Raw genomic sequence first — 11,998 nt, 5'->3', positions numbered from 1 at the left:
TAACACTCCCCTCCGGACAAATTAACAGAGCAAGATGAAATGGAGGGAGTGGTATGGCGGTATTAAGTCGGGGTCTTTTTTCATTTTTGCTTTTATTCACTGTATGGACGGCAGGCGGATCGGCTATTCAAGCAGAACAAACGGAAACAGAACTGCTGCAGTCAGCGGGCTTTCCGGCAGTACAGGAAAAGCGGGAACGGGTTTTTGTGGTGCCCAGCGGTCAATCAGTCGGTGTACAGCTTGAGACGAAAGGGCTTTACGTAGTGGGATTTCATTTTATTGAAACTGATACAGATCGCATTTCACCAGGGGAAGCGGCGGGCTTGCTGCCGGGAGATGTGATAACTCGTGTAAATGGCCATAAAGTAACCGAGCCTCAAGCGATCCGGCCGTATGTGCAAAAAGCGGCTGACCAGCAAAAATCCGTAAAGCTCACCGTGATGCGCGGTAAAAAGATGCTGGATCTTTCCGTAAAACCGGTTAAAGATTCAGGGACAAATATTTCTAAACTTGGCTTATATATTAAAAATAAAACAGCTGGAATTGGGACGCTAACCTTTTACGAGCCGAAATCAAAAAAATTCGGAGCGCTCGGTCATGTGATTAGTGATCTGCAGTCAGGCAAGCCTTTTGCACCTGTAAAAGGCACACTGTATCCGGCGCGGGTAACCGGTATTAAAAAAGCAGCGGAAGGCGTTCCAGGAGAAAAAACTGCTGATATTCCGACAGAGAAAAAATGGGGAGACGTAACGTCGAATACACCGTTCGGCTTGTTTGGACAGCTTGAGCATGATATGGACGGAGCAAAAATTTATCCAGCAGCCCATCCGGATGAAGTGGAGGAAGGACCAGCGCAAATATGGACGGTAACAAAAAACAATCAAATTGAAACGTATAATATTTCCATTACGCGGACTATTCAGCAAACGAAACCTGCGATTAAAGGAATGATTATTAAAATGACCGATCCCCGGCTCATTAATAAAACGGGCGGAATCGTCCAAGGGATGAGCGGCAGTCCGATTTTACAAAATGGACGCGTAATTGGAGCGGTCACTCATGTCTTTGTAAATGACCCACTCTCCGGATATGGCGTGCATATCGATTGGATGCTAAAAGATGCAGGATTATTGTAGAGCGCAATTGCGCTCTTTTTTTGACGAAAATTTATAAGGAAAAAGTCGAAAAATGACAAAAAATCAGATAAAATAAATATTTTGAATTTTTTAAAGGAAATCATTTCTCTTTGTCGAAAAAACCATTAGAATAACCTTAAGGGTAAGGAATAAGGAGGAAATGATTTGAGCGAAATAAAGGTAGCAATTGCGGATGATAACCGGCAGCTCGTGCAGTTGCTTGAAGAAGTAGTGACAAGCCAGGAAGATATGACAATTGTCGGAACGGCTTTCAATGGACAAGAATGTTTGACGATGCTGCCTGAAGTAGAGGCAGATGTGTTAATTTTAGATATTATCATGCCTCATATGGATGGGCTGGCGGTTCTGGAGCGGCTTCGGACAAGCGGGCAAAAACAGCCGCACGTTATTATGCTGACCGCCTTCGGACAGGAGGACGTGACAAAAAAAGCGGTTGAACTTGGTGCTTCATACTTTATGCTAAAGCCGTTTGATATGGAGAGCCTCGTCGGCCAAATCCGTCAGGTAGCTGGCGCCGAGCAGCCTCAACGCCACATGGAACGAAAAGAAGAACCGAAAAAGAAAAAGAAAAACATCGATGCCAGCATAACGGCTGTTATTCATGAAATCGGCGTCCCGGCTCATATAAAAGGGTACTTGTATTTACGGGAAGCGATCACAATGGTATTCAATGACATTGAACTGCTTGGCTCGATTACGAAAGTACTTTATCCGGAAATTGCCCGGAAATATAACACAACCCCGAGCCGGGTAGAGCGGGCCATCCGCCACGCCATCGAAGTCGCCTGGAGCCGTGGAAACATGGAATCCATTGCTGCTTTGTTCGGCTATACGGTTTCTGTTTCCAAAGCGAAACCCACAAATTCAGAATTCATCGCCATGGTGGCGGACAAGCTTCGGATCGAGTATATGGCTTCTTAACACTGATGAAATAAGGATTATGGATGTATCTCAAGCCAACCAATTTTAAGGATTGGTACTAAAAAATGATTTCAAAACCAATAAACTTCCCCTAAGAGGACCAATGAATAAAAAAATTCATTGGTCTTTTTATTTTTGTAAAAGAGGTGAAGAAATTGAAGTTGACCGAATTTGAATTTTTATTGGAGGACTTCCTGATTTACTGTCAATTAAAGAACTTATCTCCAAAAACATTGTCATCGTATGAACAGTCCATAAAGTTATTCATCGTTTATTTGAAAAATGAATATGAAGTTAAGGAGCCGATTAAAGTAAAAACAGGGCACATTCGACAGTACATTAAGTATGTTCGAGAAAGAGGAAAGTATACAGTTGTCGGAAATGAAAAAAGTTTGAAGTTAAATCACCCTCAAAATCGAACAGACTATAAGAAAACGATCAGCAACACAACAATCAACAATTATATCCGCAACATTAAAGTGTTTTTCAATTGGCTCTCAGTCGAAGGAGAAATTAGAAAAAATCCAGTTGAGGGTATTGAGCAGGTAAAAATTGAAAGAAGACAGAAGGCAGGAATTACAGAAGAAGAATTTCGCTTATTATTGAATCAGTTTGATTTCACAAAATATCATGACTATCGAAACAAAGTGATTGTCTTGCTGCTCCAGGACACTGGAATGAGGATTGGGGAATGTTTAGCTGTAGAAGTAGATAACATTGACTTTAAGCACCGAATGATTCTCCTTACCAATACGAAAGGACGTAGGGAAAGATACGTATACTTTTCACAACAAATGAGCAGGGAACTTCGTCATTACATTAAGTTTAAGGATAGATATACTTCATCGAATTTTCTTTTTTCGACAACTAAAAGTACTACTTTGTCGATTCAATCATTTGAAAGGCAATTAAAACAAGCAGGTGAAGCAATTGGGCTGTCAGTACATCCTCATCAACTGAGAAATAATTTTGCTCGTCAGTTTTTACTAAATGGTGGTGATCTGTACACGTTGAGCAGAATTTTAGGACATTCATCTGTAACAGTAACAGAAAAAGCTTATCTAGATTTAACTAGAGAGGAAATTGCGAAGAAATATCAGCATCATTCACCATTATCGAAGTGGAGAATTTAAATTTTACGAAATGGATATTACAGACAGAAATCAGTAGGGGAAGCTATTAGGGTTGCTGATCAACTACTCGTTCAACTTATAAATGAATGGAATTCTGTAAGAAGAGATACTTCTTTACAAGAAGACGATTTAACTCATGAGAAAATTGATGCTCTTAGAGACTGTTTATACTACCTGACAAATAAAGATGAGTATAATAATAATATTGAAATTAGACAAAGACTTCACGAAAATTATTTTTTTCGGGAAAATAATGGGGTTACCACAGATGAAGAATTCGATAAACTTAGGTTAGAAGAGAAGGAAAAAGAAGAATCAAAGATCGATAAAAAATTACATAAAAAGAAACTACAAATTCGTAGAGCTGGAAGAGTAATTATTAAAGAGCCTTTGTATGGAGCATGGGCGATTCCCTACATGGGTGGAAGTACAATTGAAAAATTTCGAAGTCGAGCATAATTGCTCGGCTTTTTTCAATTAAAAAACCATCCTAGTGAAAGGATGGCTTTCCAAGATCTCTTTGCTCAGGGTCAAAGGAATTACCCATTATTCTCATCATAGAAATAGATTTGCAATAGTCCAGAGTATCTCTATGAACGCGACAGGAAATTTAACACGAATATAGAATTCGAATTCCATCGGGACGTTCACCTTTCTGAAAAGGCAGGATTTAGAACTATAAGTGCCTCTTGGAGAACACGTTCGGTCTATCCTTTTCGCCTCTTACTGAATGGGCAATAAAATAATTTTACAATACTTCTATATTACTTTCTATACTTTTAGAAGTATAATCCACTTTTGTGATAAGATAGTAATGAGGGTGGTGGTAGAAAATGAAAAAAATAATTGGTTGGTCTGTAATTACAGGAATTTCCGGTCTTATGATTGGTGCAGGCTTTTTATTATCTATTGAGAAGGAAGAAGCCTCATCGGTCAAGGATGTTTCAATTAATACGGAGCTTATAGAAAACGCAACTTCAGATGAGAATGTAGCTTCAGATGAGACAGTAAAAATGGATACTGATCTTGTAGATAGCGTAGTAGCTGATGGCACGATCAAAACAAAAGCGGCTGTAACAGAAGGACCGGAATATAAAGTAAATGCAGAGTCTCCGGAACAAAGAGAGAATCGAGTTCTTAGAGAATCTCTTTTAAGAGAACAGTATGCTAAAGAAGATGGTTCATTTGTTCGTGTAGTTTCTCTAGAAGGCGAAAACACATACGTTGATGGAATCATTAAAAATGTTGAATTTATAATTAACTATGGGAAGACAGAAACAGATGCAATTCGTGTTATGCATTTAATGACGCACCAAAAAGTACAAGCTGAACAAAAATGGGGTGCTGCTCCAATGACTCCAACTTCAACATCAAGACTTGTCATGGCTCTTAAGAAGCATCCAGAATATGATCCTGAGTTGCTAAGAGTTGCTGAAATGTGGGCAGCTAATGATTTCAGCGAAGTTGACGCACAGCATAATTATTTAAACACAAAGCTTAAAGCGACAGTTGAAGAAGGCGCAGCCACAGGAGTTGCTACTCCAGAAGAAGAAAAAGAATTCGTTCAGAAATATTTTGATTCAAGCGTTGCTCAAGAATTAGGCTACCAATAATGGTGGTCTTTTTTTTGAATTCTTCTGTATATCCAATACATTTCTTGTTTACATAAAACCTCTTTTATAAAGTCGTCATTCCTCGCAAATCCCGTCATATCAACATTTCACAACTTTCTCTTTTTGTACGAATATGTAGCATTTTATACATCGTTGATTTATCAATGCTTCTGTTGTCAAGTCGCTTTTTATTTCCCGGAAATTTTGTATAGAATCTTGCATAAATGAGTTCAGATTTTGGACAATAAAAGTTGTTCATTTTTTATTAGAGTTGTTCAAAAAATGATCACTATAAATAAGTATTATATAAATAAGTAAATATAAAAAAGTACTTTCTATCAGTTGTGACCGCGCGATAGAAAGGAACAGTTTACGATAGATAAAGTGACACACATTACTGGAAGTTAGCTCAGGCAGCTTGTCGTTTGACATGGAGCCTCTGCGAACACAATTTTATAAAAAAGCCAGTCACAGCAATGCTTTTGCCTGCAGAAATAGGCTATTATGTTCGCCCCTCCATGTAAAATGCACGTCTTTTACTGGTAAAAAGTGTTGCGCCTTTATCTATCAGAAGTTGTTTCATCTTATCTGGCGGTTACAGAAGAATCATGCAAGACCTCTTTCAAGAAAAGTAAATATGTTTAAAGACGATAAGTTCGTTAAAATTTTTTCAAGCTCCAGAGAAACAGGTAAGTATGCCGCTGAAAATGGAGTGTGTTCTTATGGATGGGTTGGAAGAAGTCTAAAGACAGGTGAAGAAACGAAGCCAACAAGAGACTTTCCAATTGGGGGCTATCGTTTTGTTTATCAAGATGATAAAATTGAAGGTGAAAAGTGCCAGCGAATTTAAATTGAAAACCAATAGATTCTCGGCTATCTTAGAAAAATTGTTTGAAATCACCCTTGATAAATAAACCCCCTTGTTTCGCTTATCCTAACTGAGCTTGAATCAGTTCAGAATTCATCGCCATGGTTGCGGACAAGCTTCGAATTGAATATATGTATGGTATCTTAAACAAAAAGCGATCTCGTTGTGAGATCGCTTTTACTTCTTATCTTGAAATTTTGGCTGAACTTTATTTTGTTTACGGTCGCGCCTGAAAATAAAGCCGGCAACAAATCCAAGGCCGCCAATAAATAGAAGCAAGCCGGCGATAAACTGCATCCATAGCGCTGGAAACGGCGGCTGTAAGATGCCAAATAGCATATCGCGCATTAATTTAATCCCCACCCCTGCCAAAAAACCGGGAATGACAAGGATAAGCAGTGCGATAATCCGGATCATCCATTAAACCCTTCTTTCAAAAAATCTTCTACCACACATCATAGCGTAATCGCTTTATTTGTCAAGAACAGTACGCACAGATAAAAAACATAAAAACATACACCTTATCACATGACATAGTTTTGAAAACCGTATACAATGGTAAGGGAATTATAAATAAGGGAGCGAAAAAAATATGACAACAGCATATGACCTTGTCATTTTAGGCGGTGGGATTGGCGGCTACACCGCAGCCATCCGTGCATCGCAGCTTGGATTGAAAACTGCAATTGTTGAACAAGACAAATTGGGCGGTACATGCCTGCATAAAGGATGCATTCCGACAAAAGCGCTGCTTAGAAGTGCGGAAGTGTACCGGACGGTGAAAGAATCGTCAGTATTTGGAATAGAAGCAAACAAAACAGCACTTCATTTTTGCCGTGTTCAGGAAAGAAAAGAAAACATAGTACATACATTGTATAACGGTGTACAATCGCTCATAAAAAAAGGGGAAATTGCTGTATATGAAGGAACCGGACGGTTGATGGGTCCTTCTTTATTTTCACCAATGTCCGGCACGATTTCTGTGGAAATGAACGACGGCACAGAAAATGTCATGCTTGTGCCGAAACATGTCATTATTGCTACCGGTTCGCGCCCAAAAAATCTTACTGGCCTGGAACCGGATGAAGACATGATTTTATCTTCAAACGAAGCACTTGAAATGAAAAAAATTCCTGCGTCTATTATCATTGTGGGCGGCGGTGTCATCGGAGTCGAATGGGCATCCATGCTTGCAGATTTCGGCAGTGACGTCACTGTTCTTGAATACGGGAATCGAATTTTGCCGTCTGAAGATGAAGCAATATCAAATGAAATGGCACGCCAGCTTATAAAAAGACGGGTGCAAATTGTTGTGAATGCAGAAATTGAGCTCGACTCGCTTCAAAAAGAATCCGGCGCTGTCTCTATTAAAACAGCAGCAGGAGAAACTTTTTCGGCGGAAAAAATGCTTGTCGCTGCTGGACGCACAGCGAACATCGAACGAATTGGACTTGAAAATGCAGAAATTAAAGTTGAAAATGGTGTTATCCAAGTCAATGAGTGGATGCAGACGAGTGAATCGCATATTTATGCGGTTGGAGATGTTGTTGGGGGCCTGCAGCTGGCGCATGTTGCTTCTTATGAAGGGACGACAGCAGTTGAACATATTGCAGGGCAGGCAAGTGATCCGGTTGATTATTCATCTGTTCCACGCTGTATTTACGCGTATCCAGAAGCGGCAAGTGTCGGAATGACTGAACAGCAGGCCGCTTCTAAAAAGATTGACATTAAAACAAGTGAATTCCCATTTCAAGCAAGTGGTAAGGCACTTGTATATGGCGAAACGGAAGGCTTCGTGAAAGTAGTGGCGGATGCCCGGACGGATGATATACTAGGGGTTCATATTGTCGGTCCGCATGCGACGGAGCTCATTTCGGAAGCGACACTTGCCCACATGCTGAATGCATCAGGATGGGAGCTCGGAACGATGATTCACCCACACCCATCTTTATCGGAAGCCGTCGGCGAAACGGCTCTCATGATGAGTGGAAAAGCGATTCACTTTTGAAAGGAGCGAGTTTGATGGAACATAAACAAGCAGGATTAACGGATGAAGCGGTCGTCAGCATGTATGAAACAATGCTTCTGACACGCCGTTTGGATGAAAGAATGTGGCTGTTAAACCGATCGGGTAAAATTCCGTTTGTCGTTTCCGGACAAGGACAGGAAGCGGCACAAATCGGCGCTGCTTTTGCATTGAATCGGGAACAAGATTACATATTGCCATATTATCGCGATTTTGGGGTCGTGCTTGCTTTTGGTATGACGGTGAAAGACTTAATGCTCGCCGCATTTGCAAAAGCAGAAGACCCGAATTCAGGCGGCCGGCAAATGCCGGGGCATTTCGGACAAAAGAAAAACAGGATTGTAACCGGATCGTCGCCTGTCACGACGCAAGTTCCCCACGCGGTTGGGATTGCGCTTGCTGCCAAAATGGATCAAAAACCGATTGTCTCCCTTGTTACATTTGGGGAAGGTTCCTCGAATCAAGGCGATTTTCATGAAGGAGCCAACTTTGCGGGTGTGCATAAGCTGCCGGTTCTTTTTATGTGCGAAAACAACCAGTACGCGATTTCCGTGCCATTGAATAAACAAATTGCTTCACCTCGTGTTTCTGATCGGGCGGCAGGCTACGGCATGCCGGGTTATACGATCGATGGAAATAATCCGATTGTGGTGTATCAATGTGTAAAAGAAGCCGCTGACCGGGCACGGCGCGGCGAGGGGCCGTCACTGATTGAAACGTTGACCTATCGGCTCACTCCGCATACATCCGATGACGATGACCGTTTGTACCGGACAGCGGAAGAAGTGAGTGGGGCAAAGGAGCTGGACCCGCTTGATTCTTTTCGATTATACGTCAAAGAAGCGGGACTGCTCTCAGATGAGCGGGAAGAGCAGTTGGAGAAAGAAATAGCAACGGTAATTAATGATGCAACGGAGTACGCGGAACAAGCGCCTTATGCCAGCCCTGAATCATCCCTTCAGTTTGTGTATGCCGAAGCAGAACAGGAGGTGGATGAATAATGGCAGTTATTTCGTATATCGAAGCAGTTACCATGGCGCTGCGTGAGGAAATGGAACGAGATCAGAACGTGTTTATTCTTGGAGAAGATGTCGGAAAAAAAGGCGGTGTTTTTAAAGCGACAGACGGACTTTATGCGCAATTTGGCGAAGACCGGGTGCTTGATACACCGCTTGCCGAATCAGCAATTGCCGGTGTCGCCATCGGTGCAGCGATGGTCGGAAAGCGGCCGGTCGCCGAAATGCAGTTTGCGGATTTTATTATGCCGGCGGTTAATCAAATTATTTCAGAGGCGGCCCGCATCCGCTACCGGTCAAACAACGATTGGCATTGTCCGATTGTCATTCGCGCTCCGTACGGAGGAGGCATTCACGGGGCACTGTATCATTCTCAGTCGGTTGAAGCGATATTTGCCAATCAGCCGGGTCTAAAAATTGTCATGCCATCAACGCCATATGATGTAAAAGGACTTTTGAAAGCAGCTATTCGTGATGAAGATCCAGTGTTGTTTTTCGAGCATAAAAAAGCGTATCGATCCATTAAAGGAGAAGTGCCGGATGATGACTATGTGCTGCCGATCGGCAAAGCGGATGTAAAGCGCAAAGGAGAAGACATTACGGTCATCACGTATGGGCTTTGTGTTCATTTTGCACTGCAGGCCGCGGAAAAACTTGCGCAGGAAGGAATAAATGCGGAAGTAGTTGATCTCCGGACTGTCTACCCGCTTGATAAAGAAACGATTATCGAATCGGCCTCAAAAACGGGCAAAGTGCTGCTTGTCACTGAAGACAACAAAGAAGGCAGCGTGATGAGCGAAGTCGCTGCGATTATTGCAGAGCATTGCTTGTTTGATCTGGATGCACCGATCGGGCGGCTTGCTGGTCCGGATGTGCCGGCAATGCCGTATGCACTACCAATGGAAAAATATTTTATGATGAACCCTGAAAAAGTGGAGAAAGCGATGCGCGATCTTGCTGAATTTTAACTGGGAAAAGGAGGCGCAGCATGACGATTCAACAGGTGAAAATGCCGAAACTCGGCGAAAGTGTGACGGAAGGAACAATTACGAAATGGCTTGTCGCACCGGGTGATCATGTCAACAAATACGACCCGATCGCAGAAGTGCTGACAGACAAAGTAACAGCGGATATTCCGTCTTCTTTTACCGGTGTTATAAAAGAAATTTGGGCAAACGAAGATGAGAAAATGGCTGTCGGAGATGTCATTTGTACGATCGAAACGGAAGGCGCTGCAGAAACAAAAGAAAAAACGTTTTTTGAAAAAGCGCCAGGAGATCAAAGCGGGCGTTATTCGCCGGCCGTCTTGAAATTATCGCAGCTTCATCAAATTGATTTGTCTGCTGTAAAAGGAACGGGAAAAGGAGGACGGGTTACTCGGAAAGATGTGCAGGCATTGATCGAATCGGGAAACCCACAGTTACAGCCTGTTCTAATGCCGGCTGCTGAAAAATCGCAAAATCGCCAGACAGACAGCGGTGACATCATTGTGCCAATCGATGGCATCAAGCAAACCGTTGCAGCCAATATGGTAAAGACAAAACAGGAAGTGCCGCATGCGTGGATGATGATTGAAGTAGATGTGACAAATCTCGTCCGCTACCGCGATTCAATTAAAGACACATTTAAAAAAGCGGAAGGCTACAACGTCACGTATTTTGCTTTTTTCGTCAAGGCTGTTGCCCGGGCGCTGAAAGAATTTCCGGAAATGAATGCGATGTGGGCGGGTGATCATATCGTCCGTAAAAAAGACATCCACATTTCCATTGCCATTGCAGCAGATGATAAATTGTTTGTGCCGGTTGTTAAACAGGCGGATGATAAGTCGATTAAAGGCATCGCAAAAGAAGTGAACGATCTGGCAAAAAAAGCACGCTCCGGCACGCTCACGACAGAAGACGTAAGCGGCGGAACATTTACCGTGAACAATACAGGTTCGTTCGGTTCGGTCCAGTCAATGGGTATTATTAATTATCCGCAGGCAGCTATTTTACAAGTGGAATCGATTGTTAAACGTCCGGTTATTATCGATGGAATGATTGCAGTGCGGGATATGGTGAATTTATGCTTGTCACTCGATCACAGGGTGCTTGATGGGCTTATTTGCGGCCGGTTCATGCAGCGGGTGAAAGAATTACTGGAATCGGCATCGGAAGAAACAATGCCAGTCTATTAAAAATGCCGCTTCTCTAAAAAAGAGAAGCGGCATTTTTTATTTAAATAATCCGGCAATGGTATCGACAATCGATTGCAAAAAGTTAATGATCGACTGTAAAATGCCCTGTCCTTCTTCTGAACCTTTGAAGCTGTCCCATTGCTCTTTCGCTTTGTCAATCTGTGAATTGACTTGATCCCAGTTAATGTTCAAGTTTTGCATTTTATCAAACAGCGCAGCAAGCTGGTCCACTTGCGCATCTGTCAGCGTAATGTTTAATTCATTGGAAATGTTGTTAATAATCACTTGAATTTCCTGAACAGTCTGCGGATTCTGTGCGGCGACTTCTTCTTTAATTCGTTCAATTAAGTTGGTCGCTTCTTTCTGGCCAATGTCTTCACCGAGTTGCGCAGTTGTGACCATTTCTTCATTCGCGACTTGTTTTTGCTCTTCTGGAATTGTTTCACCAGTTGTCGTTTCGTACGCTTTAATAATCCCTGTTAACGCTGCTGTGCCAGAGACATTAGATGGAGCAGTAATGTAAATATCCGCATCTTTTACACTAGCCGTTGTCAGTGCATTTGTATACATTTCTTTTGATACCCATGTAATATTTTTCGTTTCCACATTTAATCCGGATCCTGATTCAGCCGTTGTGATTTTGCTTGAGGAAAGCGCCTTTGTGCCAATTTGTGCTTTTGGAATATAGTCACCTAAATATTGATGTTCTTCCGCATTGGATACCGTAATCGATTCAACATCCGCCGGCACGTCCATTTCTTCAAGCAGCTGCTCTTTTTGGGCTGGTGTTAAGTTCTCGCCCAGCGTTACAATGACGTCACCAGGTGTACTGTCCGCAGACACAACCGTACCAAGGCTGAAAACGGCAATTCCGAGCAGACTAAGTAGTTTTCTCATGTTCTCTCTCCTGATTTAAAATTGGCTCAAGTCATTCAAATGAGCTAGTAATAGAATAGCATGAGGCCAATAATTTTTCACGTTTTGGCCAAAGTGCGTTGATTCATCATGCCTCTTTATATTACAATGAAGGAGAAATCTATTTGCGGATTTCTGAATTGTAACCGATTTCAACGAAAAAGGGGTGGAGA

11 protein-coding genes are annotated in these 11,998 nt (G+C 42.2%); 9 read left to right on the top strand and 2 right to left on the bottom strand.

Features of this window, described 5'->3' with window-relative positions; all coding sequences use genetic code 11:
• Positions 1-53 precede the first annotated feature (53 nt).
• The 5 genes from spoIVB (at position 54) to NLX67_RS12875 (ending at position 5,674) form a co-directional block, all read left to right on the top strand.
• A complete protein-coding gene (spoIVB, locus tag NLX67_RS12895) occupies positions 54-1,136 on the top strand; it encodes a SpoIVB peptidase (RefSeq protein WP_254312003.1) in 1,083 nt (360 codons plus the stop codon).
• A 165-nt stretch (positions 1,137-1,301) separates the two neighbouring features.
• Positions 1,302-2,078, top strand: coding sequence for a sporulation transcription factor Spo0A (gene spo0A, locus NLX67_RS12890; RefSeq protein ID WP_046180431.1), 777 nt, complete (start codon positions 1,302-1,304; stop codon positions 2,076-2,078).
• 155 nt (positions 2,079-2,233) lie between these two features.
• Complete coding sequence (locus NLX67_RS12885; protein WP_254312002.1) at positions 2,234-3,211, top strand: tyrosine-type recombinase/integrase; 978 nt, start codon at positions 2,234-2,236, stop codon at positions 3,209-3,211.
• 833 nt (positions 3,212-4,044) lie between these two features.
• A complete protein-coding gene (locus NLX67_RS12880; protein WP_254312001.1) occupies positions 4,045-4,824 on the top strand; it encodes a DUF6241 domain-containing protein in 780 nt (259 codons plus the stop codon).
• Positions 4,825-5,461: 637 nt separating this feature from the next.
• Positions 5,462-5,674, top strand: a complete 213-nt coding sequence (locus tag NLX67_RS12875; RefSeq protein WP_254312000.1) for a hypothetical protein — start codon at positions 5,462-5,464, stop codon at positions 5,672-5,674.
• Positions 5,675-5,869: 195 nt separating this feature from the next.
• On the opposite strand, the gene NLX67_RS12870 is transcribed toward NLX67_RS12875, so the two are convergent.
• Positions 5,870-6,109 (bottom strand): DUF2627 domain-containing protein, encoded by a 240-nt coding sequence (locus NLX67_RS12870; protein WP_046180432.1) that lies wholly within the window; start codon positions 6,107-6,109, stop codon positions 5,870-5,872.
• Positions 6,110-6,284: 175 nt separating this feature from the next.
• Between NLX67_RS12870 and lpdA the strand changes: the two genes are divergently transcribed.
• The 4 genes from lpdA to NLX67_RS12850 are packed head-to-tail and all read left to right on the top strand — an operon-like array spanning position 6,285 to position 10,910.
• Positions 6,285-7,700, top strand: coding sequence for a dihydrolipoyl dehydrogenase (gene lpdA, locus NLX67_RS12865; RefSeq protein WP_254311999.1), 1,416 nt, complete (start codon positions 6,285-6,287; stop codon positions 7,698-7,700).
• A 14-nt stretch (positions 7,701-7,714) separates the two neighbouring features.
• Complete coding sequence (locus NLX67_RS12860; RefSeq protein ID WP_254311998.1) at positions 7,715-8,719, top strand: thiamine pyrophosphate-dependent dehydrogenase E1 component subunit alpha; 1,005 nt, start codon at positions 7,715-7,717, stop codon at positions 8,717-8,719.
• Positions 8,719-9,702: an alpha-ketoacid dehydrogenase subunit beta gene (locus NLX67_RS12855; RefSeq protein ID WP_254311997.1), complete on the top strand. Its 984-nt coding sequence runs from the start codon at positions 8,719-8,721 to the stop codon at positions 9,700-9,702. Before NLX67_RS12860 ends, NLX67_RS12855 begins: the two co-directional genes overlap by 1 nt.
• Before the next feature lie 20 nt (positions 9,703-9,722).
• The gene (locus tag NLX67_RS12850) at positions 9,723-10,910 is read left to right on the top strand and encodes a dihydrolipoamide acetyltransferase family protein (protein ID WP_254311996.1); all 1,188 of its coding nucleotides are present in this window, start codon (positions 9,723-9,725) and stop codon (positions 10,908-10,910) included.
• 36 nt (positions 10,911-10,946) lie between these two features.
• Here NLX67_RS12850 and NLX67_RS12845 read toward each other — a convergent pair whose 3' ends face one another.
• Entirely contained in the window at positions 10,947-11,807 is an 861-nt protein-coding gene (locus NLX67_RS12845; RefSeq protein ID WP_254311995.1) for a DUF1002 domain-containing protein, read from the bottom strand.
• Between the last annotated feature and the right edge of the window lie 191 nt (positions 11,808-11,998).

Origin of the sequence: Domibacillus sp. A3M-37 (assembly GCF_024213455.1) — a bacterium.
In the GTDB taxonomy this organism is placed as follows: domain Bacteria; phylum Bacillota; class Bacilli; order Bacillales; family Domibacillaceae; genus Domibacillus; species Domibacillus tundrae.
This window is presented reverse-complemented; position numbering and strand designations above follow the sequence as displayed.

Bases quoted from the DNA above. Each gene is read 5' to 3' on its own strand.
- lpdA (WP_254311999.1), top strand. From the start codon at position 6,285: ATGACAACAGCATATGACCTTGTCATTTTAGGCGGTGGGATTGGCGGC.
- NLX67_RS12860 (WP_254311998.1), top strand. From the start codon at position 7,715: ATGGAACATAAACAAGCAGGATTAACGGATGAAGCGGTCGTCAGCATG.
- spoIVB (WP_254312003.1), top strand. From the start codon at position 54: ATGGCGGTATTAAGTCGGGGTCTTTTTTCATTTTTGCTTTTATTCACT.
- NLX67_RS12870 (WP_046180432.1), bottom strand. From the start codon at position 6,109: ATGATCCGGATTATCGCACTGCTTATCCTTGTCATTCCCGGTTTTTTG.
- NLX67_RS12855 (WP_254311997.1), top strand. From the start codon at position 8,719: ATGGCAGTTATTTCGTATATCGAAGCAGTTACCATGGCGCTGCGTGAG.
- NLX67_RS12850 (WP_254311996.1), top strand. From the start codon at position 9,723: ATGACGATTCAACAGGTGAAAATGCCGAAACTCGGCGAAAGTGTGACG.
- NLX67_RS12845 (WP_254311995.1), bottom strand. From the start codon at position 11,807: ATGAGAAAACTACTTAGTCTGCTCGGAATTGCCGTTTTCAGCCTTGGT.
- NLX67_RS12875 (WP_254312000.1), top strand. From the start codon at position 5,462: ATGTTTAAAGACGATAAGTTCGTTAAAATTTTTTCAAGCTCCAGAGAA.
- NLX67_RS12880 (WP_254312001.1), top strand. From the start codon at position 4,045: ATGAAAAAAATAATTGGTTGGTCTGTAATTACAGGAATTTCCGGTCTT.